We start from the raw sequence: 21778 nt of genomic DNA, 5'->3' as shown, positions 1-21778 counted from the left end.
CGGCGGTGGCGACGGCGCGGCCCACGGCCTTCAGCCCTCCAGTCCGAACAGGCCGTCGAGCCGCCTGGCATTGCCTGCCAGCCAGGTGTCGTCGACCAACACTCCGTCGCGCATCGTGACCAGCCGGTCCGCGGTGGCCGCGACCCGCTCGTCATGCGTGACGACCACGAGGGTCTGCCCTGCGGCACGCAGGTCCGCGAAGATCCGCAGCACATCGAGCGTCGCCGCGGTGTCCAGGTTCCCGGTCGGCTCGTCGGCCAGCAGGACCAGCGGTTCGTTGGCCAGGGCACGGGCGATGGCCACCCGCTGACGCTGCCCTCCCGACAGCTGCCAGGGCAGATGCCGGGCGCGGTCGGCGAGCCCGAACCGCTCCAGCAGGACGGCCGCGCGGCGCCTTGCCGAGCGCGCCGACCGCCCGGCCAAGAGCACGGGCAGCTCCACGTTCTCCGCCGCCGACAGCTCCTCCACCAGGTGGAAGGCCTGGAAGACGAATCCCACCGACCGGCGCCGCAGCCGGGCCAACCCCCGCTCGCTCACGGTGTCGATGCGCTGGCCGCCCAGCCACACCTGCCCGTCGGTGGGCCGCTCAAGGCCGCCCAGCAGGTGCAGCAGTGTGGACTTGCCGCAGCCGCTGGGCCCCATCACCGCCAGCATCTGTCCCGCTCGTACGTCCAGGTCGACTCCACCGACCGCGCGGACCAGACTCTGCCCCTGGCCATGCTCTCTGGACAGGCCGCGGACCTGCAGCACATCGCCGAACTCGTTCATGCACCCTCAGATTCCTATCCGACCTCGACCAGGCTCGCTCGCAGGCTTCCCCGGACCTGGCCTGCATTCCCCGAGAGCCCGCCGCAGCCGCGCGCAGATGGTGGCCGTGCGACGGCTCCTTCGCGAGCATCGCGGGCACTGCGTCGCGCATGTCTCCCTAACGGCTAGCTAATAGATAGCGGTTAGCTAATACGGGCGTCAAGCGGAGTCCGAGGGGTCATTGGTTTCTCGGCAATCGACCACAGGGAGTGTTCATATGAGTACTCTGAGGAGTGCTCCACTGTTACCGGGCGAATAGGGCACTCACCGTTTCGTACGAAGGGACGCGGGCCGATGGGCGGAAATCGGATGACAGCACGGGTGTTCGTCGCCAAAGAGCTTCGCCGTGCTCGCGAGGCGAAAGGGCTTACCCGGGCGGCGGTGGCGAAATCCCTCTATGTCTCGGACTCCCTGATCGCCGGGTGGGAGACCCACCGGATGCTGCCGAGGCCGGAGCACCTCGAACGCCTCCTGCCGATCCTGGGTCTGGGCGACATCCTGGTCCGCGTCATCGACGAGCTCGTCGCGGGGGAGGTCCCGCCCGAATGGCTGGACAAGTGGCTGACGGTCGAACGCCGGGCCACCTCACTGCTGTCGTTCGAGTCGACCGTGGTCCCGGGGTTGCTGCAGAACGAGGACTACGCACGTGCGGTGCTGCGGGCGGGCCCGTACGACATCGCCGACCTGGATGACATGGTGGCCGCACGGCTGGACCGCCAGAAGATCCTCAGCAGGGAGGACTCCCCGCCCGTCCTCGTCGCCGTCCTCGCCGAGAGCGTGCTCGGCCAGACCGTCGGCGGAGCCAAGGTCATGGCCGACCAGCTCGTCCACTTGGCGGCCCTGGCCGAACGGGAGAACGTGATCGTGCAGATCGTTCCGTCGAGCGCCGAGGCGTGCGCCGGGTTCACGGGTCCCTTCGTCGTCGCGACCCTCGACGACGGGGCAGAGCTGGCCTACGTTGACAGTCAGCTCAACGGAGAGGTGGTCGGACGCCCGCATGACGTCGCGGTGCTGCGGCGTATGTTCGAGGTGTTCCGGGCTGACGCCTTCCCCAGGCGGCAGTCGATCGAGCTCATCCGGAGGAAGTCGGAGCAATGGATGACCTGACGTGGTGGAAGTCCACTCGCAGCGGCGCGAACGGCGGCAACTGCGTCGAGCTTGCGGTGACGTGGCGGAAGGCTGCGCGTAGCACGGCCAACGGCGGTAACTGTGTCGAGGTGGCCGTGATCGAGGAGGCCCTGCGGTCGCTGGTGATGGCCTGACTCAACGCCGTATCTCCCTCAACACCCCCGCTGGGCCGGCATGGCCCGGCGGGGGTCTTGTGCTTTCGGCGTCCGCCAATGGAATTCATCGGCCCAGGTTCGAACGACGGTCGGTTGGGAGCAGCTTCGCTCCCCATCCACTGCGAGCCGTCGTTACTTCACGGCGGCGGGGGACACGTCGATGAGCGGGAGCCCCGTCAGGCGGGCGCGCTCTTCGGCCACGATCTCGGCGCGCCGGTGTGCGCCCAGTTTCGTGTTCTGGACCTTGTCGTGCAGTTTGACGATCGCGTCGAGCAGCATCTCCGGGCGGGGCGGGCAGCCGGGCAGGTAGATGTCGACCGGCACGATGTGGTCGACGCCCTGGACGACGGCGTAGTTGTTGAACATCCCGCCCGATGAGGCGCAGACGCCCATCGCGATGACCCACTTCGGTGCGGCCATCTGGTCGTACAGCTGCCGCAGCACCGGTGCCATCTTCTGGCTGACGCGCCCGGCGACGACCATGAGGTCCGCCTGGCGCGGCGAGCCCGACGGGCGCTCCATTCCGAACCGCGCGAAGTCGTGGCGCGGATCGCCGGTGGCCATCAGCTCCATCCCGCAGCACGCGAGGCCGAACGTCATCGGCCACATCGACGACTTACGCGCCAGGCCGGCCACCGCCTCGACCGTCGTGAGCAGGAATCCCCCGGGAAGTTGTTCTTCGAGTCCCATAGTGTTTCCCAGGCTCGTCGCGCGGGAGCAGGCGATCAACGACGGATCGCGCCACGATCGTTAAGTGGGGCGACACAATGGTCGTATGGAGATCCGGGAGATCGAGGCGTTCCTGGCGGTGGCCCGCGAGCTGCACTTCGGCCGCGCGGCGGCCGACCTGGGCATCTCCACTCCTCGTGTCAGCCAGGCGGTGCGCGCGCTCGAACGCAGGGTCGGCGCTCCGCTGTTCGAGCGGACGAGCAGGCGGGTCCGGCTGACACCGCTCGGCGAACGGCTGGAGGAGGAGCTCCGGCCCGCGTACGACCGGATGGAGCGGGCGTTGTCCGAGGCCCAGCGCAGCGTACGGCGTGGCGTGCTGCGCGTCGGCGTCGCGACGAGCCTGCCCGAAGGTGTGGCCGACCGGCCGATCAGGGCCTTCGAGCGGGCCCACCCGCAGTGTGCCGTGGTGCGGTCCGCGCACCCCAACACCGATCCGGCCCGCTGGGGCGACGACTGGCCGGTGGACGTCTTCATCGGCTGGCTGCCCGCCGACCCCTCGTTGATCCGGGACCTGGGCGTCCGGGTCGGACCCGCGCTGCTGCGGGACGAACGTGCGGTACTGGTGGCGACCGGGCATCCGCTGGCCCGGCGCGCCGTCGTCGACGTCGAGGAACTGGCCGACCATGACCTGCTCTACCCGAGCGGCATGCCGGAGCGACTCGCCGACATCTGGATCCCTCGTACCACTCCGAACGGAGTACCGCTCCGCCGTGTCACCCGGTACGCCTCCGCGTCCCTCGAAGAGGCGATCATCCTGGCGGCCGAGGGGGACGCGGTCCACCTGACGGTCGCCTCGCTGCGCCCCGACAACCCGCATGTCGTCAGTGTGCCGGTGTCCGGCCTCCCGCCGATGATCTGCGCGCCCGTGTGGCTCGCCGGCACGAGGTCCCCGATGCCCCAGGAGTTCGCCCGGGTGGCCGGAACGAGCTGCGCCTGATCAAGCGCCACCGCTCGCCCCCGCACCGATTCGATTCGCGCCGCGGGCCGTCACTACTGTGATCACCATGGAGCATCGATTCCTGGGGCACAGCGGCCTGAAGGTCAGCGAGATCATTTTCGGGAACTGGCTGACGCTGGACGGTCAGATCGCGGAGGACTCGCAGGCGGCATGCGTCCGGGCGGCCCTGGACGCCGGCATCACGACGTTCGACACGGCCGACATCTACTCCCAGGGGCGCGCCGAGGAGGTGCTCGGCCGTGCGCTGGCCGGGCTCCGCCGCGAATCACTCGTCATCGCGACGAAGGTGTGCCTGCCGACCGGCCCGGGCCCGAACGACCGGGGACTCTCTCGCAAGCACATCATGGAGAGCTGCCACACGTCCCTGCGGCGGCTCCGCACCGACTACGTCGACCTCTACCAGGCGCACCGCTTCGACGAGGACACTCCGCTCGAGGAGACCATCCGGGCGTTCGCCGACCTGGTGCGGCAGGGGAAGGTGCTCCACATCGGGGTGTCGGAGTGGACGGCCGCCCAGATCGAGAAGGGGCAGGAGCTGGCCCGCTCGTTGGGGGTGCCGCTGGTGTCCAACCAGCCGCAGTACTCCATGCTGTGGCGTGTCATCGAGCCGGAGGTCGTGCCCGCGTGCGAGCGTCTGGGCCTGGGGCAGATCGTGTTCTCCCCGGTGGCCCAGGGCGTTCTCACCGGCAAGTACCTGCCCGGCCGTGACGTCCCTGCGGGGTCGCGGGCCGACGACGCGCGGGGTTCGCGCTTCGTCGGCCGCTACATGTCCGACACGGTGCTCGAACGGGTTCAGCGGCTGCGGCCGATCGCCGATGAGGCCGGGCTCACGATGGCCCAGCTCGCCGTGGCGTGGGTCCTGCAGAACGGGAACGTCGCAGCGGCGATCATCGGCGCCTCGAGACCGGAGCAGGTCGCCGAGAACGCCGCCGTCAGCGGGCGGCGTCTCGACGACTCGATCATGAAGCGGATCGACGAGGTGCTCGACGAACTCGTCGACCGCGATCCCGCCAAGACCGCGGCGATGTTCGACGTCATGCCGTCCTGGCGCCGCTGACGTCGTTCGCCGGCCGCCGAGGATTCCCGGGGTCAGGACCCCGGGAATCCTCGGCGAGAAACAGGGGCGGCCCCGCCGCCGAGAAGGCATGGCACGGGCCGACCACCCGGCGATGGGGGCCGGCCCGGATAGTGGTCCTGCGTCAGCGTCCGGGCGAGGCGGCGGCCGTGATCGGTGCCTCCCAGGTGGCCTTCCAGGTGACCGGCCCGACGATGCCGTCCACGGGGCGCAGGCCCTTCTCCTTCTGGAACGCTCTACAGATGCTTTCGCTCTGGTCGCCGTAGTCGCTGTCGACCGTGATGTTCCAGCCGCGGTCCTTCATCCGCTGCTGCCACTGGCGCACCCGATCGTCATTGAACGTCGGGTTCGTCAACGGTGGCGGTGTGTAGGGTGGCGCATGCATTGATCGCTCCTCGTTTGATGTCTCGCCTGAACCGCCGGCCGCGTCAGTGCGACTGACGTGATCCGCGCAGTCCCTCACAATCAACGCCCTACCCATGCAATCGCCGCGAACGCTGATGATCTACCCGGAAATCGTCGCTTCACGAAATTTTGGGGTCCGATTGACCTGTTGAGTCCGGGCCAAGAATTCTAGGTCGAAGGTTTTCTTCGATGTGGCGGGGCGGGGGTGGGTGCGGTCAGCGGGATTCCGTTGCTCTGCCAGTTGATGATTGGATTGAGGCCCGGCTCTTCGGCCAGCAGGCGGACCAGGGTCCATACTCTCGCCGGACTTATGCCGTGCTGTGCGATGAAATTCATCGCTCCCGGAACGGATCGCCTGCCATCGGCCTCACCGTTGGGTACGACCCTTTCGTCGGCGAACGTCCGCAGGAGGCCGGTCGCCGTTCTGATCCCCATGGAACGCAGAGCCTTCCGTAGGTCGGTCACCGCTTCAGCGGAATGCGTTCCTCTTTCCGGGTCCTCTGTGGAGGCTTGCGGTGTCGCCGTTTCCTTGGTCGGATCAACATGCAGGAGCAGGTACGACTGGTCGGCCCAATCCACGAGACGGCCGGCCGGCACCCGGGTGTGGAGAAGTACATCCACGAAGTTGGAGGTGACCAGACTCTGCATGTCCTCGATGCCTTCTTCGAGCAGCCTCGTCTCGTACCATATGTTCAGCCCGTCGATGTCGCTCAAGGGGAATTTCGAGTGGAGCGATCGTGTGGTCAGGCCGACCGCCTTCCAGGCCATTCGGCGAAACAACTCCATGGCGGCCGTCGGAAAGAATCCGATCATGAATCCGACCACCGCGAGCGCCCACAGATTGTCTGCGAGCGGCGGCAGCGCGAGGTAGGCCACCGTCGCGACGATCAGTGCGATGGCGATCCTGAAGAACGCGGTGATATAAGCGCTGGCCTTCAGGTCGTTCTGGAAGAAGCGGCGGATCAGCATCTGGACCACGAAGACGTACGAGCCGAGGAAGGCGAAGGCCAGCATCGGGCGCAGCGACTGCTTCTCCGGCTCGCCGAGCACGGAGTACGCGTAGTCGTCCCAGAGCAGCGCGGTCCAGCAGACGGCGAGGACGAAGGTCGCCAGGTAGACCGGGAGCAGCGTCTCCGACCGCACGTGCCGGCCCGGGTCCTGCGCGTTGGCGGAGGTGGAGCGGCCGTAGTAGGCGTCGAATTTCTTCTGATAGATGCTGGGGGATCCGCCGGCCACGGGGCCGCCGTCCCTCAGCCAGGCGTCATAGAAGGTGGACGCCTGCGGCGGCCGGGGCAGGTTACCGGGCCGGTCCCAGCCCAGGCGATGCAGGTTGATGACGTATTCGTCCCACAGCGCGCCGGCACGTCCCCGTAGGAATCGCACGAACATCCACCCGGGAAGAAAAGCCAGTACGGACACGGCGATCGCTTGCAGCGCGAGGTCGGGAACGTCGCTCTGAAGAGGCCTCGCATCGAGGCGAGGGATGACGAAGGCCGCCACCACGATGACGCCCGACGCCACGGCGGCAAGTGAGGCCGACGCCATCTGCCGCAGGAACCATCGTCGCGATCGCGCGAGCAGATGAGCACTCCGGCGCTTGCCGACGTGGCGTCGCGGGGCCTCCGCGTCTTCCGGCCCGGCGAGCAGACGCCACAACATCTCCCGGCTGTGGCCGCGATGCTTCAGCGCGTCTTCCAGCTCGTACGGACTGGAGATGTACGGCCGCCCTCGGCGGATTTCCTGTAGCTCCGTGACGACGGCTTCCCCGATGTGCGCATCCTCGACGTCGAGCCATTCTCGCCAGTCGCGGGCGGGGCCGCCGTCGGATTTCTGCAGCTCGTACACGGCGTGAACGAGACATCGCGCGAGTTCCCGAGCCCGATACGCCTCTGTCCCGTTGGTCATCGGTAACACCCCGGCGGGGGTCTTCGTCAGGCCCGGCTCGACGCCATGGCCGCAGGACCGGATCCGAGTCGGGCCGGACGCCCCCGGAAATGATGATCGATCATCGATGGCCGCCCGGTTTCACCGGGTGTATTTGAGCGTCGTACCCCGGTGCCCGAACCCGGGCCGCGAGGTCAACCGATCCAGTCCAATCGATGCACGGCTGCTGACCAACCCGGCGTCGAGTCTGTGAAGGTTTGACCCGCCGTCAACTTCGGTTTTAGGCCTTTGCCGTGGCAGACGTGTCGGCGGGCCTCACATGGGGCCGGCGATGGTCCTACATGGGGGAGGGCAGAGCCGAACGCGGGTCGACGCCGCCGATGTACATACCGATGACGTACGCGGCGGTGGCCTCGAGCACCCCCGCCCGGTCGAGGCCGCCGGCGTCGGCCGGCACGCAGCCGAGGTCGGTGGTCAGGGTCCGTACGGTCGCCAGGGCGTCCGTGTCGTCGCCGCAGATCGGCACGGTCAGCGGGCGGCCGTCGACGAGCGGCGGCGTCATCCGCCACAGGTCGTCCGGGCAGAGGTTGAACGCCTTGACCACGTGGGCGCCGGTCGCGTCGGCGATCTGCCGGGCGACGGACGGGCCGGCGCCGGTGGCGAGCGTGACGCCCGGATGCACGATGCCGTTCACGCAGTCGATCACCGTTCGCCCGCGCAGCAGATCCCCGGCGTGCCCGAGGACCTCCTTCACGCCGTCGTACGCGACCGCGAGCAGCACCGCGTCGCCGAAGCCCGCGGCGTCGCGAAGGCCTCCCGCGCGTGCGCCCGGCCCGATCCGTGCCGCGAGCCGCGCCGCCTTGTCACCGTCGCGCGCGCCGACGAGCACCTCGTGCCCCGCGCGCGCCCACTGGGTGCCGAGCGCGTCGGCCATGTGCCCCGATCCGAGAATTCCGATTCGCATGGCAGCGACACTAGGGATTCCGATGGGCACCATTCGGTGCCCGGCCGATGCGATAGGACGTAGGGATGACCGAGGACCTCCTCGCCGACTGTCAGACCCGGCTGGCGCTCGATCTGCTGACGAACACCTGGAACGCCGTCGTGGTGCACGCGCTGCGCCACGGCCCGATGCGGCCGGTCGAGCTGCGCAAGGTGATCGGCGGCATCAGCGGCAAGGTGCTGACCGAGACGCTGCGCCGGCTGGAGCACGACGGGCTGGTGACCCGTCGCGTGTACGCCGAGGCGCCGCCGCGCGTCGAGTACGAGCTGACCGAGGCGGGCCGTGGCCTGCTCGAGCCCATCGACGCGCTCGGCCGCTGGACCGAACGGTACGCCGACGTCGTCGTGGAGGCGCAGGAGCGCGCGGCGGCGGGCCGGACCGGCGACACGGTTCGCCGGTCCGCACAGCCCGTCGGAGCCGCGCCGGTTCAGGTCTAGCGGCCGCTCGTCACCCCGTAGTACTGCTCGTCCTGGACCTGGGGGGTGGAGGTCACGGTGAACGGCGAGGTGACCTTCGCCGTGACCGCGCCGTTCCGCGTCACCGAGACGCTGTTCGTGCCCGCCTTGAGGGCGAACGTCTGGACGTGGACGCCCGCCGGCGCGCTGTAGGTGTGCGCGGTGCCCCCGATGGTCGCGGTGACCTTCGCGGCGGCGGTGAGCATGGTGAGCACCTCGACCTGGTCGCGGGCGGGCGTGCTGCCCGAGCGCAGCGTCATGAGCCTGGTCTCGGCGAACTTCGGCTTGGCCGCCGCCGGCTGGATCCGGTGCGTGACGTACACGACGTCCTTGGTGATGGCCGGGTACTTCCCGGTCTTCAGCCGCGTGAGGTAGTACGACGACAGGTCGAGGTAGGTCCATCCGTGCTTCGCCGAGGGCGACAGCTGCGCGCCTTCGGAGTAGTCGTTCCAGGTGGGGATCTGCACCCAGTCGGCGCCGGCGATCGCCGCCTTCCACGTGAGCCGCAGGTTCTCGGTGTTGCCGGCCTCGTCGTACCTGCCCTGGTTCGGCCGTTCGTCCTGGACCGAGACCGGCTGCATCCAGATCTTGCCGAGCTTGTGGGTGCGGCTGATGTTCGCGGCGAGGCCCGCGTTGGCGGCCGGGTTCCGGTTGCCCCAGTTGGAGAAGCCATAGCTGATGGCGGCGTACGCGTCGGCGTTGGAACCGAAGTTGAGGAAGCACGGCACGAGCGCGATCTCGATGCCGTACCTGTCGCGCATGAGCGTGATCCAGGATGACCACCACGCCGCGCTCTTGCCCTCGGCCTTGAACGGCGAGACGACGAGGCGCTTGTCGGCGAGGTGGTAGACGGCGGGCGACTTGGCGATGCTCGCGACGGCGGCGGCGAGCGTGTCGGCGCTGACGTTCACGAGGCCGTTCATGTCGGGCATCAGGACGATCTTGAAGCCGGGGTCGACCTGCTCGGCCGCCTTGATCAGCAGCTTCGCGCGCGACCAGTTGGCGCTGGAGGAGCTCACGGACAGCAGGTCCACGGTGAAGCCGTCGAGCCCGGCCGCCGCGGCGCGCCGGACCTCGGTCCTCATGTCCTCCAGCTGCCAGTCGCCGCTGATGGGGGCGCGGGCGATCGGGCGGTCCCGGAGCAGTCCGCCGTACGCGGCGTGCTTGCCGTTCTCACCGGTCGGCGACAGGTAGTTCTTCGTGTAGTAGTCGCTCGCCGCGGCCTTGTTGTCCAGGGAGACCGGGTACGGCGTGAAGTAGTGCGCGAACACCTTGTGCTTGGAAGAGCGCAGGACGCTCTGCGCGGGCAGCCGGAACGGCAGCGGGCCCTTGTTCGCCACCGAGGCCCTCGCGCCGGCGGCGGTCTGCGACGCCCGCTGCGCCGGAGAGCACGCGGTCCCCGCGATCCCCACGGCCACGATCGCGGCCGCGACGGTCGGCAACGGAGATCTCAGACGCATCGAACGGCTCCTCGGGCGGTCGTCGGGTCGCGGTGCTCGTTTCATGATCATCGGAGCGTACTGCCCGCTATGCGGCGATTCCGGGAGTTGCGGCAAGAAGATCGCTTCGCGTGCTGTGCGTGACGACCCTGGACGGTTCTGTGTGGACAAGTAGCCTTGAGGCGTGCCGCAGATCACCACAATTCAGGCATCTGACTTCGCTTCACCGACGGCGTTGAGCGAGGCTTTGGACCGGCACGCGTACCTCGCCGACGAGGGGCTCGCCACCGCCTGCTTCCTCAGCCTGCGCATGAGCCGTCCCCTCTTCCTCGAGGGCGAGGCCGGCGTCGGCAAGACCGAACTCGCCAAGACGCTCGCGGCCGTCCTCGGCGTCCCCCTCATCCGCCTGCAGTGCTACGAGGGCCTCGACGCCGCGCAGGCGCTCTACGACTGGGACTTCCCGCGCCAGCTCCTGCACCTGCGGGCGGCGGAGGCGGCGGGCGTGACCGACGTCCAGCGCCTCGAATCGGAGCTGTACGACCGGCGCTTCCTCGTCGCCCGGCCGCTGCTGCGGGCACTGGAGACCTCGTCGGCGGACCGCCCGAGCGTGCTCCTGGTCGACGAGATCGACCGCGCCGACGACGAGTTCGAGGCGTTCCTCCTGGAGGTGCTGAGCGACTTCACGATCTCGATCCCGGAGCTCGGCACCGTACGGGCCGAGCACCCGCCCGTCGTCATCGTCACCTCGAACCGCACCCGCGAGGTCCACGACGCGCTGAAACGCCGCTGCCTCTACCACTGGCTCGAGCACCCGGCGTTCGACCGCGAGGTAGCGATCATCCGGCGGCGGCTCCCGGAGGCGTCCGAACGGCTCGTCCGCCAGGTGGCCGGCGCCACCGCCCGGCTGCGCGGCCTGGACCTGCTGAAGACCCCGGGCGTCGCCGAGAGCCTCGACTGGACCGAGGCCCTCGTCGCGCTCGGCGCACGGGACCTCGATCCCGACACCGCCGCCGTCACGCTCGGCGCGGTGCTGAAGTACCGCGAGGACACCGAACGGGTCGCCAAGGGCCTCGACGTCCTGCTCAACGGATCCTGACCATGAGCGGGCCGACCGGACGCGCCGGGCCCCCGGAGCCCGAACCGCCGGATGGGGCGGAGGGCGGGGAGTCCCCGCGTGACGTGGCCGGGATGCCGGGCGGAAGCGCCGGGGCGCCGGAGCCGCCGAGTGGACGCGTCGGGGCCCCGGAGCGAGCGGAGGGCGGGGAGTCCCCGCGTGACGTGGCCGGGATGCCGGGCGGAAGCGCCAGAGCCCCGGCGGGTGGCGGAGCGGAGCGCCGGGAGCCCGTGCGTGACGTGGCCGGGGCGCCGGGTGGACGCGCCGGGGCCCCGGGGCCGCCGGGTGGTGGAACGGTGGGCGGGGAGGCCTCGCGTGACGTGGTCGGGACGCTGGCCGGGTTCGCCCGTACGCTGCGCGCGGCCGGGGTGAACGCCGATCCCGAACGGCTCCAGGCGATGATCGGCGCGCTGGACCGCCTGGACGTGACGGACGCGCGGGACGTGTACTGGGCGGGCCGCCTCACCCTGTGCGCCGACCCGGCCGACCTGCCGCGCTACGACCGGTGCTTCGCCGCCTACTTCTCCGGCGAGTCCGCGTCGGTCCGCCGTGTCGCCCGGCCCCCGGTCGTCGCCGCGCGGCCGGCCGCGACGGCCGGCGCCGCCGGGCAGGAGGCGCGCGGCGACCCGAGCGTCGCGGCGGCCAGCACGGCCGAGGTCCTGCGCCGGCGCGACGTCGCCCGGCTCAGCGCCGAAGAACGGGACGAGGTGCACCGGCTGATCGCGCTCCTCGACGACGTCTCGGCGCGCCGCCGATCCCGGCGGTTCACCGCGGCCCACCGGGGCCGCCTCGACCAGAACCGGACGGTCCGCTCGATCCTGCGCCGGGGCGGCGAGATCTCCCGGCTCCACCATCGCGCGCACCGGACCCGCCCGCGCCGGGTCGTGCTGCTGGTCGACGTCAGCGGTTCCATGAGCCCGTACGCCGATGTCCTCCTGCGCTTCGCGCACGCCGCCGTACGCTGCGCTCCCCGCAGCACGGAGGTGTTCACCGTCGGCACGCGGCTGACCCGGGTCACCCGTGAACTGCGGCATCGCGAACCCGACGCGGCGATGGCGGCGGTGTCGTCCGCGATCCCCGACTGGAGCGGCGGCACCCGGCTCGGCGAGGAGCTGAAGGAGTTCCTCGACCGGTTCGGCCAGCGCGGCATGGCGCGGGGCGCGGTCGTGGTCGTCGCCTCCGACGGCTGGGAACGCGGGGACGCCACGCTGCTGGCCGCGCAGATGGCGCGGTTGCGCCGGCTCGCCCACCGGGTGGTGTGGGCCAACCCGCACAAGGGCCTGGCCGGGTATGAACCGCTCACGGCGGGGATGGCGGCGGCACTACCGTACGTCGACGACTTCGTGGCCGGGCACAGCCTGGCCGCGCTCGAGGAACTGGCGGGAGTGATCGGCGATGCGTGACGTGCTCGACGAGATCCGTATCTGGTATGCCGAGGGGAAGACGTTCGGCCTGGCCACCGTCGTCGACACGTTCCGCAGCGCGCCCCGCCCGCCGGGCGCCGCGATGGCCGTCTCCGCCGGGGGAGAGGCGGTGGGCAGCGTGTCGGGCGGCTGCGTCGAGGGCGCGGTGTACGAGCTGGCGCAGGAGGTCATGGAGACGGGGCGGCCGGTCGTCCAGCGCTACGGCGTCAGCGACGACGACGCCTTCGCCGTCGGCCTGACCTGCGGCGGGCAGCTCGACGTGCTGGTCGAACCGGTCGGCCCGGCGACGTTCCCGGAGTTCGCGGACGTGACGGCGTCGGTCGACCGGCACGAGCCGGTCGCGGTCGCCACCGTCGTCGCGGGCCCGCGGGAGATCGGCGCCCGGCGCGTCGTCTGGTCCGACCGCGCGGCGGGCTCTCTCGGGCTCGACCGCCTGGACGCCGCCGTCGACGACGACGCCCGCGGGATGCTCGCCCAGGGCATCACCGGCGTCCTCCGCTACGGACCGGACGGCGAACGCCGCCGCGACGAGCTGTCCGTCTTCGTGCACTCCTTCGCGCCGCCGCCGCGCATGCTGGTCTTCGGCGCGATCGACTTCGCGGCGGCGGTCGTCCGTATGGGCCGATTTCTCGGCTACCACGTGACCGTGTGCGACGCCCGTCCGATCTTCGCCACCGCCAAGCGCTTTCCCGAGGCGGACGAGGTGGTGGTGAAGTGGCCGCACCGCTTCCTGGCCGAGACGGAGGTGGACGAGCGCACGGTCATCTGCGTGCTCACCCACGACCCGAAGTTCGACGTGCCGCTGCTGGAGGTGGCGCTGCGCACCCCGGCGGCCTACGTCGGCGCGATGGGCTCCCGCCGCACCCACGACGACCGGCTCAAACGGCTCCGGGACGCGGGCGTGACCGAGGACGAGATCGCGCGGCTGCGGTCGCCCATCGGCCTGGACATCGGCGCCCGTACCCCGGAGGAGACCGCCGTGTCGGTCGCGGCCGAGCTCATCCGCCTCCGCTGGGGCGGCAGCGGCCTGCCCCTCAGCGAGACGGACGGGCGGATCCACGGCGGCTAGTGTCCTCTCACCCCCGGCACCGGTGGGGCTGGCCCCACCGTCAAAGAGTCGGTCTGGCCCCACTGCGCAGGCGTGGACCACGGCCGAGACTCGTAAGAGTCCAGAACGGGGAGGAAGGCCGAGGACCATGTCGCAGAACACCCGGAAGACCGTGATGCGCCGGCTCGTCGTCGTGGCGCTGGTCGGGGCCGCCGTGGCCGGCGGCACGGTGGCGGCCCCCGAGCGCGCCTCCCACGGCGTGCTCCCGCCCGTGACCGGCCACCGCTGATCGACATGACGCCCATCGGCGTGACCGGGGCCACGCCGATGGATACGCTCCGGAGATGGGGATCAGGCACGCTGGCGCACCGGCGGCGCTGTTGCTCGCCGCGGGAGAGGGGCGCCGGCTCGGCATACCGAAGGCACTGGTCGAGATCGACGGCGTGCGGCTCGTCGACCGCGGGGTGCGCATGCTCCACGAGGCGGGCTGTACCCCGATCGTGGTGGTCACCGGCGCGGCCGCGGTCGACGTGGCCGGTGCGGTCGTCATCCACAACCCGGACTGGCGGACCGGCATGGCGTCGTCGCTGCGCGCCGGCCTGTCGGCGCTGGCACCGGACTGCCCGGCCGTCGTCATCGCGCTCGTCGACCAGCCGCGGGTGACGGCGGCGGCCGTACGCCGGCTGCGCGCGGCGTACGAGTCCGGAGCGCGGGTCGCGGTCGCCACGTACGACGGCCGGCCGCGCAACCCGGTCCTGATCGCCCACGAGCACTTCGCGGAGGCGGCGGCCGGTGCCTCGGGAGACGTCGGCGCCCGCGGCTTCCTGCGCGCGCACCCGGAGCTCGTCGTCGCCGTTCCCTGCGACGACGTCGCCGCCGCGGACGACATCGACACCCCGGAGGACCTCGAACGCCTCAGCTGAGCGGGACCGAGGCGGAGGCCGGATCGAGACGCGCGCGATGCCAACCGCGGGTGGGACTCGCGCGTCCTACTGAGGCGCGGGGGCCGTGTACGGTCCAGACAAGATCGCCGGGGCGCGCTCCGGCTGGGAAGGTAAGCAACCCGCTATGACGTCTGCCTGGCCGGAGGAACCCGGCTACCACTGGGTGACGCACAATGACAGTGCCACCTCCCACCTGCTGAAGGCCGAGAGCGCCCTCAACCGAATGCCTCCCGACACGGCGCTGGCGCAGGTCCACGCCACCCTCGCCCAGGCGGAGGCCAGCCTCGTCGTGGTGCACACGCTCCGCGACATCATGGCCAAGATCCGCGAGCAGACCATGGCGATCGACGACCTGCGGCAGTTCATGGGCGTGGACGACCGCGGCGAGGACCGGCGCGTCGACGAGGGGGCGGGGCTGCACCCGGGCGCGGTGGCGGACCGGTAGGCCCGCCGCCCGGCCGATCAGATCCTGCCCGGGATCGCGGTCGACGCACCGGTGGCCCGCCGATCAGCCGATCCGTTCACGCGCGGAGTCGCGCTTGAGGGCCCGACGGGCCTGCCGATCAGTCGGTCGGTTCGCGCTTGACGCGCCGCGGGGCCCGCCGGTCACACGGCGCCGCGGTCGACGGGCCGGTGAGTCTCTCCGGTCAGTCGATCAGCTCGCGTACGGTGTCGCGATCGACGGCGCCGCAGTCGACCGCGCGCCGCAGCCGGGCGGTCAGCGCCGCGACGGTCGCCGGGTCGTCGACGACGCCGTCGTCCTGCCCGGAACGGTGGGCACGGAGCCGTTCGACGGTGTCGTCCAGGCCGTTCAGCAGGTAGGCGTACACCGCGGCGTACCGGCTCGGCAGCTGCGTGGCGTGCTCGTCCCAGCCCTGGTAGAAGCCGTGCAGCAGGGAGTAGCGAACCAGGCTCGCGTGCAGCCGCCAGGCCTTGTGCACGTCCTTGGTCTCCTCACCGGCCGGGACGACGTTCGCCGATCCGTCCGACAGCCGTACGCCGGTGCCGGCGAAGGCGACCTGCATGACGTGCCGGGCGTGGTCGCAGGCCGGATGGTCGAGCCGCTGCTCCGACGGAGGCAGCCCGAGGGCGGCCGTGTAGCCGTACACGCCGAAGTGGGCGGCGCTCAACCGCTTCCCGGCGAGGGAGAGGATGTCCGGCAGATACGTGACCGACTGCGGGGTCTCGATCTGGATCTCGTAGCGCAGCAGGTCCTCCGGCAGGCCGATCTGCTCCTCGAACCGGCCGAGGAAGTCGCCGAAGATCCGCACATGCTCGGGCATCACGATCTTGGGGAAGGTCACCACGAAGCCGCCCGGCAGCCGGCCGAGACGCTCGGCCAGGCCGGTGAGGAAGCCGTCGAGGGTGCGCATGGCCCGCTCGTGCGCGCCGTCCGCGAACGACTTCACCCGCAGCCCCCAGTAGTACGGCAGGGACCGCGTCTCGTACGCCTGGGCGACCGCCTCGACGGCGGCGGTGACGTGCCCGTCCTCCTCGGCGTCGTCGCGGACGCCGTACCCGTCGGCGAAGTCGATGCGCAGGTCCTCCACGGGCTCGCGGGCGAGCTTGGCGGCGACCCGCTCGCGCACGGTGTCGCCGAGGGCCGCGTCGATGCCGAACGCCGCGGTCGCCGCCGTGCCGTCGGGCGCGTGCGCGTCGAGCAGCCGCAGCGCCTCCTTGCCGAGGTCCGCGGCGCTCGTGGCGGTGAAGCGGTCCGCCGGGACATGCACGGTGTGCACCGGCCGGCGCTGCTCCGGCTCGCCGGGGTACAGGCGTTCGTACTCGGCTCGCGCCTCTTCGACACGGGCGCTCAGGTCGTCGACAGAGGACAGGGTCAGCTTCACGGAGTTCCTTCCCAAAGACACCGCGTCACACGTTACCGATCCGGGCCGGCCCGTCAGCGTCCGATCGCCGACGGAGCGGACCCGGCGCGGCGGCACGTCCGGGAAGTCTGATCGCCGTCCGCGCCCATCGGTTCCCGCGAGCGCGCGGAACCGGGCTCGCCCCGTCGGCCGGCCCGGCCCGCTTCCCCACGAGTGCGTGGAGCCGGTTCGCCTCGCATCCGTACCGCCGGCGGGCCCGGCCCGGCTCCCCGCGAGCGCGCGGAGCCGGGGGTCAGGAGCCGGCGATGCCCCAGGAGCCGCTGAACTCGGCGCCGGGCTCCAGCGTGATGAGGTCCGTGCCGGTGACGAAGGCGTTCGGCGGGCAGGTCATCGGCTCCGCGCCCACTCCCGCACGCCGCATCTCCGCAGGCGTCTCGTCGGCGGTGTAGATCTCCAGCCACGGGTGCGCCTCGTCGGCCCACAGCGCGACCGAGTGGGTGCCGTCCTCCAGGCGCACCCACGCGCGCCCGTCCGCGTCACGGTGCAGCCCGGTGTACGGGTTGTCGATCCGCGTGGCGCCGAGCGGACGTCCCTCCCGGAAGTCGTACGGGGTGCCGGCCACGTCGCGGGCGGCCGGCTCGGGGATGGCGCGGTCGTCCACCTCGAGATACCGGTCGGCGGGGATCGTGAGGTCGCACTCGTCCAGCGGGCGGCCGAGGGTGATGTACGGGTGCGCACCGTGCCCGTACGGCGCGGGCCGTGAACCGGCGTTGCGCGCCGACACGCGTACGGTCAGGCCCCGCTCGGCGTCGAGGGCGTACTCCAGGGCCAGATCCAGCCGGAACGGATAGCCGGCGTGACCGAGCAGCCGGTACGTGAGGCGCACCCGGTGCGGCTCGTGCCCGTCCACCGTCCAGGACTCCTGGCGGACGAGGCCGTGGATCGCGTTGTCGCGTTCGTGCTCGTTGACGGGCAGCCGGTACGCCTCGCCGCCGAACTCATAGCGCCCCCGGTCGATGCGGTTCGGCCACGGCGCCAGCAGCTGCCCGGAGGCCGCGGGCGGCATCTCGTCCGGGCCGTGCGTGAGGATCAGCGGCCGGCCGTCCCGGGAGAGCGCGCGCAGCGCGCCACCCTGCTCGGTGACGACGGCGGCGTACGGCCCGGCGGCGATCTCGTACTGGTTCCCCGAGAGTGTCATGCGTCGATTGTCGTCGACTCCGGCGGCGACGTCGCATCCGCTGCCAGGTGTCGCCGCGCGGACCGCCAGACGTCCTCACGGTCGAACTCCGCGGCCGTCCAGGTCATGGCTCTGATCGAGCCGCGCGCCCGGAACCTGCGCATGATCTCCACGTGGGCCGGTAGTTTCACGAAGTCACGGAGCGCCCTGCCGTCGGCCCACACGGACACCGAACCCGCCCGCCGTTCCAGCGGCCGTGTCCAGAGCCACATGCCCACCGCGCCCTCCAGTTCCGGCCAGTACCGGCGCAGGCGGTAGCCGGCACGGGCGATCCCCGGCAGATCGAGCAGCCGGTCGGCGGTGAAATCGGTGACGCTGACCAGCACCGATCCGCCCAGATCGGCGGTGGGGCCGGCCTTCCACGCGGAACGCAGCAGGTCCATGACGCTCGAGCGTATTGATCACGAGCGGCCCAGCAGAAGAGCCAATGACGGCGAACCGCGCTGGGCCGATGCGCGCGTAGGGCAGGGATCGACAGACCTCGTCGTGGACCCGGGATCCGGCCCGCCTCGGTCCGGTGGCGGTCAGAGTCCTGGAACCGGGATCCTGCTCGCCGGGGTGGACCAGGATTCGTGCCCGCCCAGGTCCGGCGACGGTCAGCGGGCCTGTCCGCGGTCGGTGTCCGGCTTTGGGGCGCTGAGCGCCAGGGCGGCACGGCAGCCGGTGAGCAGGCCCCAGGCGACGTCGGCGCCGGAGGTGTGGCTGATGTCGACGAGGCGGCGTGCGGCGGGCACCAGGGGCTCCTGGCCGGCGATGCCGCGCAGCACGGCGGCGGTCTCCATGCTCGCCTGACCGCGCGCGGCGCACTGCAGCAGGGTCGCGGCCAGGGCGGTCGTGCGCTCGCACGCGTACGCGGTGACGGCGGCGCCCAGCCAGTCGGCCAGCCAGACGGCGCGTCCACCGCCGGGCACGGCCCCGCCGAGCAGGCGCAGCGCGAGCAGGAGGCCCGCCAGCGCGTCGTCGCCGCTCGGCGTCAGACCCGGGCCGAGGCCGACGATCCGCTCGGCCGCGTCGACGGCATGGGCGAGGTCGCCGTCCGCGCAACTGTCGGCGAGAACGCCCGGCACCGGGTGCCCGCTGAGGCCCCACGGCCCGGTCAGCTCGCCCAGCGCGTGGGCCCCGTGCGCGAGCCGGGCCAGCGACAGCGGCCCGAGCACCGGAGTGGGGTCCCACCAGCGCCGGATCCGCACCCGCAGCCGCGTGGCGACCTCCACGCCGCCGTCCCCGGCGAACGCGACGTCACCCTCACGGACGCCGCGGAACGGCTCCTGACGGGCCGGTGCGGCCAGGACCACGGCGTTCGGCGGCCGTACGGCGTCGGAGGTCACGAGCGCCAGGATGATCGGCTCGGCGGGTCCGTCGATCCGGAGATAGGCCGCGGAGGGGAACACGGCGACCGCGCGGGCGGCGCGCCGCGGACCGCCGAGCACGGCACGGACGCCGAGGCTGGCGGCGCCCGGCAGGCTCAAGGCCGGGGCGGCACGCGGGCCGCGTCGCCGCCCGGCGGTGGTGGACGCCTTCATCCGGACCTCCCGCGCTGCGCTGGGTCGGATCGTCCCGTGGCCCGTCCGGCACACCGTCGCCCGGCCATGCCGCATACATCATCGTGGCCGGTCACGGTCGTGAACGTAATCGGGTGCGGGCCATGGCCGTATGGGTAATTCTGCCAACGATGGTTGCCAGCGTTCGTATTTATCGTCATCGTGTGATCGTTACCGGGGGGAAACTTCGGCAGATGGGGCGGCCATGTCGTCTTTTTCGGTACCTCGTCCTCCGACGCTTCGTATCGCCGGCACCGGCACGCTGACCTACGGGCTGTCCGTCGGGGAGATTCTGGGCCTGTCCACCCTCGCGGACGCCCGGCTCATCGCCGGGGCCGGCGGGCTCGGCCGCGTCGTGCAGCGCCTGAACGTCATGGAGGTCCCGGACGTCCTCGCCTGGGTCAAGCCCAACGAACTCCTGCTGACCACCGGCTATCCACTCCGCAACACCCCCGAATCCCTCGGCCACCTGGTCGCCGACCTCGACGCGTGCGGGCTCGCGGCCCTCGCGGTCAAACCCGGCCGCTACCTCGACCACCTGCCGGCCGAGATGATCGACCAGGCCGACGGGCTCGACCTCCCCCTCATCCTGCTGCCCGAGGACGTCGGCTTCGACGACATCCTCAACCAGGTGCTCACCGACATCCTCAACCGGCAGGCCGCGGTCCTGGCGCGCGGCGAGGAGGTGCACCGGGCCCTCGTGCAGATCGTGCTGTGCGGCGGCGGACTCCAGGAGGTCACCGACGAGGTCGCCACCCTCCTGGGCGCGGCCGTGGCCGTACTGGACGGCGAGGGCCGACGGCTCGCGGCCTCCGGCGACGAGGCGCTCCTGGCCCGGCTGCGGGCCACACCGCCGGACACCGGCGACCAGGCGCCGCCCGACGCCCTCCCGCCTCTGCGGCAGGCCGCCGCCCCGTCCTTCTTCCCGGCAGCGGACGCGACCGTTCCCTCCATCGGGCCGGTCACCTGCGACGACCCGGGGGCGGCGGAGTTCGACGGGCATCTCGTCGTGCCCGTGGTGGCCGGAGGCTTCACGTACGGCCGGATGGCGGCGATCGGTGGGTCGGCGCCCGACGTCGGCATCCTCGAACGCGCGGCCACCGTCGTCGCCCTCCTCATCACCAAGCAGCAGGCCGTGTCCGCCGTGGAGAGCAAGTACCGCGCGGACTTCCTGCGCGACGTGCTCACCGGCAACTCCGGCGACGACGAGCACGTCGTCGCCCACAGCACGAGCTTCGGCTGGGACCTCGGCCGCCCCTCCGCCGTCATCGTCGCCGCCCTCGACCGCGGGCCCGCGCGCGGCCCGGAGGAACGCGTGCTCCAGGACCGGCTCGTCGCCGCGTGGACCTCGGCGGTCCGGCGCCGCGACCGCAACGGCGCGGTGGCCGGGTTCTCCGGCGAGGTCGTCGCGGTGGTCGCCGCCGACGCCTGCGACGTCCAGGCGCTGGCCAAGGACGCCGCCACGGTCTTCGCCGACCAGGAGCGGACCTTCTCGGTCGGGGCGAGCCGCGTCGCGGAGTTGCCCGCCGATCTGCCGTCGGCGTACGACCAGGCCGTCAAGGCGGTACGGGTCGGGCGGCAGATGCACGGCGACGGGGCCATCGTGCACTTCGACGAGCTCGGCGTCTTCCGGCTGCTCAGCCTGGTGGAGGACACCGCCGAGCTGCACGCCTTCGTCCAGGAGACCCTCGGCGAGCTCGCGGGCGACCGGGACCCGGAGGCGGTCGACCTGCGGCGCACGCTGCAGGTGCTGCTGGAGACCAACCTCAACGTCGCCGAGACCGCCCGCCGCCTGCACTTCCACTACAACACGCTCCGCTACCGCATCGGCAAACTCGAGCGCCTGCTGGGCCCGTTCACCGACGACGCCCATCTCCGCCTCAACCTCACCCTCGCGCTGCACGTCCTGCGCATGCGGGGGATCTGAGGCCCCCACCGTGCCCGCGGCGACACCCGTTCCCTTTCAGAGTGCAGGTGTAGGTTTCGGCTTCGTCCGGGCCCACGGCTGTTGGGGGATCGGTGGCACAAGGGACGGTCTCGACCGCTCTCGTGCGGTTCGTCCTGCATTCGTTGCGGGGGCTCGGCGTCGACTCTGCGGTGTTGAGCCGCCGGGTGGGGCTTCCGGTCTGGGCGCTGGGCGACGACACCGTGCAGGTTCCGACGCTGCAGCTGGTCAAGGTGTGGCGGCTCGGCCGGCTGGAGTTTCCCGATCCCCACCTCGGTCTACGGATATCGGGCCGGTGGAGCCGGGGATGGCTGCATCTGAACGACTACCTGTTCGAGACGGCCGCGACGCTGGGCGAGGGGTTCACCACCGCCATCCGTTACATCCATGTCGTCGGCGACGACGGTGACGCCGACGACGTCGATGTGATCGGCGACGACGGGCATCTGACGATCCGGTATCAGGTCCGGGGTCCTTCCGCCGCTTGGGCGGTTGGTTGGTTAGTCGGGTCGTTTCTGGTTCTCGATGTATCCGGTGATGATCGCCAGGGGTGTGCCGCCGCAGGAGACGGCGAAGTGGGACGGGGACCACAGGTGACCGCCCCACCAGGTGCTTCGACAGGTGGGCGTGGTATTCCTGCCTGAGATGGCAGCGGAGACCCCTC

At 71.3% G+C, this 21778-nt stretch carries 23 protein-coding genes and 1 pseudogene; 13 read left to right on the top strand and 11 right to left on the bottom strand.

Annotation, left to right across the window (positions count from 1 at the left end):
• Nucleotides 1–30: 30 nt before the first annotated feature.
• Nucleotides 31–768: an ABC transporter ATP-binding protein gene (locus ABEA24_RS14420; RefSeq protein WP_345431280.1), complete on the bottom strand. Its 738-nt coding sequence runs from the start codon at nucleotides 766–768 to the stop codon at nucleotides 31–33.
• 348 nt (nucleotides 769–1116) lie between these two features.
• On the opposite strand from ABEA24_RS14420, the gene ABEA24_RS14415 reads away from it, so the two are divergent.
• Nucleotides 1117–1914: a helix-turn-helix domain-containing protein gene (locus ABEA24_RS14415; RefSeq protein ID WP_345431279.1), complete on the top strand. Its 798-nt coding sequence runs from the start codon at nucleotides 1117–1119 to the stop codon at nucleotides 1912–1914.
• The gene (locus ABEA24_RS14410; protein WP_345431278.1) at nucleotides 1902–2069 is read left to right on the top strand and encodes a DUF397 domain-containing protein; all 168 of its coding nucleotides are present in this window, start codon (nucleotides 1902–1904) and stop codon (nucleotides 2067–2069) included. The genes ABEA24_RS14415 and ABEA24_RS14410 overlap by 13 nt, the downstream gene beginning before the upstream one ends.
• 153 nt (nucleotides 2070–2222) lie before the next feature.
• On the opposite strand, the gene ABEA24_RS14405 is transcribed toward ABEA24_RS14410, so the two are convergent.
• Complete coding sequence (locus ABEA24_RS14405; RefSeq protein ID WP_345431277.1) at nucleotides 2223–2780, bottom strand: NuoB/complex I 20 kDa subunit family protein; 558 nt, start codon at nucleotides 2778–2780, stop codon at nucleotides 2223–2225.
• Between the two features lie 85 nt (nucleotides 2781–2865).
• Between ABEA24_RS14405 and ABEA24_RS14400 the strand changes: the two genes are divergently transcribed.
• Both ABEA24_RS14400 and ABEA24_RS14395 read left to right on the top strand, forming a co-directional pair.
• Nucleotides 2866–3756: a LysR family transcriptional regulator gene (locus tag ABEA24_RS14400; RefSeq protein ID WP_345431276.1), complete on the top strand. Its 891-nt coding sequence runs from the start codon at nucleotides 2866–2868 to the stop codon at nucleotides 3754–3756.
• Between the two features lie 67 nt (nucleotides 3757–3823).
• Complete coding sequence (locus tag ABEA24_RS14395; RefSeq protein ID WP_345431275.1) at nucleotides 3824–4834, top strand: aldo/keto reductase family protein; 1011 nt, start codon at nucleotides 3824–3826, stop codon at nucleotides 4832–4834.
• Between the two features lie 142 nt (nucleotides 4835–4976).
• On the opposite strand, the gene ABEA24_RS14390 is transcribed toward ABEA24_RS14395, so the two are convergent.
• The 3 genes from ABEA24_RS14390 to ABEA24_RS14380 form a co-directional block, all read right to left on the bottom strand.
• Nucleotides 4977–5237: a peptidoglycan-binding domain-containing protein gene (locus ABEA24_RS14390; protein WP_345431274.1), complete on the bottom strand. Its 261-nt coding sequence runs from the start codon at nucleotides 5235–5237 to the stop codon at nucleotides 4977–4979.
• Between the two features lie 188 nt (nucleotides 5238–5425).
• Nucleotides 5426–7102, bottom strand: a complete 1677-nt coding sequence (locus ABEA24_RS14385; RefSeq protein WP_345431273.1) for a hypothetical protein — start codon at nucleotides 7100–7102, stop codon at nucleotides 5426–5428.
• Nucleotides 7103–7478: 376 nt separating this feature from the next.
• The gene (locus tag ABEA24_RS14380; protein ID WP_345431272.1) at nucleotides 7479–8105 is read right to left on the bottom strand and encodes an NADPH-dependent F420 reductase; all 627 of its coding nucleotides are present in this window, start codon (nucleotides 8103–8105) and stop codon (nucleotides 7479–7481) included.
• A gap of 65 nt (nucleotides 8106–8170) precedes the next feature.
• On the opposite strand from ABEA24_RS14380, the gene ABEA24_RS14375 reads away from it, so the two are divergent.
• Nucleotides 8171–8581 carry a winged helix-turn-helix transcriptional regulator gene (locus ABEA24_RS14375; protein ID WP_345431271.1) on the top strand — a complete coding sequence of 137 codons (411 nt, stop codon included), beginning with the start codon at nucleotides 8171–8173 and terminating at the stop codon, nucleotides 8579–8581.
• Here ABEA24_RS14375 and ABEA24_RS14370 read toward each other — a convergent pair.
• On the bottom strand, nucleotides 8578–10059 hold the full coding sequence (locus ABEA24_RS14370; RefSeq protein WP_345431270.1) for a glycoside hydrolase family 71 protein: 1482 nt from the start codon (nucleotides 10057–10059) through the stop codon (nucleotides 8578–8580). The genes ABEA24_RS14375 and ABEA24_RS14370 overlap by 4 nt on opposite strands.
• 214 nt (nucleotides 10060–10273) lie before the next feature.
• Here ABEA24_RS14370 and ABEA24_RS14365 point away from each other — a divergent pair, with 214 nt between their 5' ends.
• The 6 genes from ABEA24_RS14365 to ABEA24_RS14340 all read left to right on the top strand — a co-directional run bounded on the left by ABEA24_RS14365 (nucleotide 10274) and on the right by ABEA24_RS14340 (nucleotide 15013).
• The gene (locus tag ABEA24_RS14365; protein ID WP_345431269.1) at nucleotides 10274–11134 is read left to right on the top strand and encodes an AAA family ATPase; all 861 of its coding nucleotides are present in this window, start codon (nucleotides 10274–10276) and stop codon (nucleotides 11132–11134) included.
• 314 nt (nucleotides 11135–11448) lie between these two features.
• Nucleotides 11449–12555 carry a vWA domain-containing protein gene (locus tag ABEA24_RS14360; RefSeq protein WP_345431268.1) on the top strand — a complete coding sequence of 369 codons (1107 nt, stop codon included), beginning with the start codon at nucleotides 11449–11451 and terminating at the stop codon, nucleotides 12553–12555.
• Nucleotides 12548–13645 carry an XdhC family protein gene (locus ABEA24_RS14355; protein WP_345431267.1) on the top strand — a complete coding sequence of 366 codons (1098 nt, stop codon included), beginning with the start codon at nucleotides 12548–12550 and terminating at the stop codon, nucleotides 13643–13645. Before ABEA24_RS14360 ends, ABEA24_RS14355 begins: the two co-directional genes overlap by 8 nt.
• A gap of 127 nt (nucleotides 13646–13772) precedes the next feature.
• On the top strand, nucleotides 13773–13913 hold the full coding sequence (locus ABEA24_RS14350) for a hypothetical protein (RefSeq protein ID WP_345431266.1): 141 nt from the start codon (nucleotides 13773–13775) through the stop codon (nucleotides 13911–13913).
• Nucleotides 13914–13968: 55 nt separating this feature from the next.
• Nucleotides 13969–14547 (top strand): nucleotidyltransferase family protein, encoded by a 579-nt coding sequence (locus tag ABEA24_RS14345; RefSeq protein ID WP_345431265.1) that lies wholly within the window; start codon nucleotides 13969–13971, stop codon nucleotides 14545–14547.
• Between the two features lie 145 nt (nucleotides 14548–14692).
• Nucleotides 14693–15013, top strand: coding sequence for a hypothetical protein (locus tag ABEA24_RS14340; RefSeq protein ID WP_345431264.1), 321 nt, complete (start codon nucleotides 14693–14695; stop codon nucleotides 15011–15013).
• A 202-nt stretch (nucleotides 15014–15215) separates the two neighbouring features.
• Here the strand turns inward: ABEA24_RS14340 and ABEA24_RS14335 are convergent, their stop codons facing one another.
• The 4 genes from ABEA24_RS14335 to ABEA24_RS14320 form a co-directional block, all read right to left on the bottom strand.
• Nucleotides 15216–16412, bottom strand: coding sequence for a DUF6986 family protein (locus tag ABEA24_RS14335; RefSeq protein ID WP_345431263.1), 1197 nt, complete (start codon nucleotides 16410–16412; stop codon nucleotides 15216–15218).
• 271 nt (nucleotides 16413–16683) lie between these two features.
• Nucleotides 16684–17589, bottom strand: a complete 906-nt coding sequence (locus ABEA24_RS14330; protein WP_345431262.1) for an aldose 1-epimerase family protein — start codon at nucleotides 17587–17589, stop codon at nucleotides 16684–16686.
• On the bottom strand, nucleotides 17586–18011 hold the full coding sequence (locus ABEA24_RS14325; protein WP_345431261.1) for a hypothetical protein: 426 nt from the start codon (nucleotides 18009–18011) through the stop codon (nucleotides 17586–17588). Before ABEA24_RS14325 ends, ABEA24_RS14330 begins: the two co-directional genes overlap by 4 nt.
• A 213-nt stretch (nucleotides 18012–18224) precedes the next feature.
• Nucleotides 18225–19151: an oxamate carbamoyltransferase subunit AllH family protein gene (locus ABEA24_RS14320; RefSeq protein WP_345431260.1), complete on the bottom strand. Its 927-nt coding sequence runs from the start codon at nucleotides 19149–19151 to the stop codon at nucleotides 18225–18227.
• 223 nt (nucleotides 19152–19374) lie between these two features.
• On the opposite strand from ABEA24_RS14320, the gene ABEA24_RS14315 reads away from it, so the two are divergent.
• Nucleotides 19375–21096 (top strand): PucR family transcriptional regulator, encoded by a 1722-nt coding sequence (locus tag ABEA24_RS14315; RefSeq protein WP_345431259.1) that lies wholly within the window; start codon nucleotides 19375–19377, stop codon nucleotides 21094–21096.
• Nucleotides 21097–21188: 92 nt separating this feature from the next.
• A pseudogene (locus ABEA24_RS14310) lies at nucleotides 21189–21575 on the top strand (AraC family transcriptional regulator ligand-binding domain-containing protein); the annotation flags it as partial.
• Between the two features lie 39 nt (nucleotides 21576–21614).
• On the opposite strand, the gene ABEA24_RS53525 reads toward ABEA24_RS14310, so the two are convergent.
• Nucleotides 21615–21761 carry a transposase gene (locus ABEA24_RS53525; RefSeq protein WP_425551193.1) on the bottom strand — a complete coding sequence of 49 codons (147 nt, stop codon included), beginning with the start codon at nucleotides 21759–21761 and terminating at the stop codon, nucleotides 21615–21617.
• Between the last annotated feature and the right edge of the window lie 17 nt (nucleotides 21762–21778).

The organism is Actinoallomurus vinaceus, assembly GCF_039542055.1.
GTDB lineage: Bacteria > Actinomycetota > Actinomycetes > Streptosporangiales > Streptosporangiaceae > Actinoallomurus > Actinoallomurus vinaceus.
Note: the sequence above shows the minus strand (reverse complement) of the source record. Positions and strands in the feature narration are given on the sequence as shown.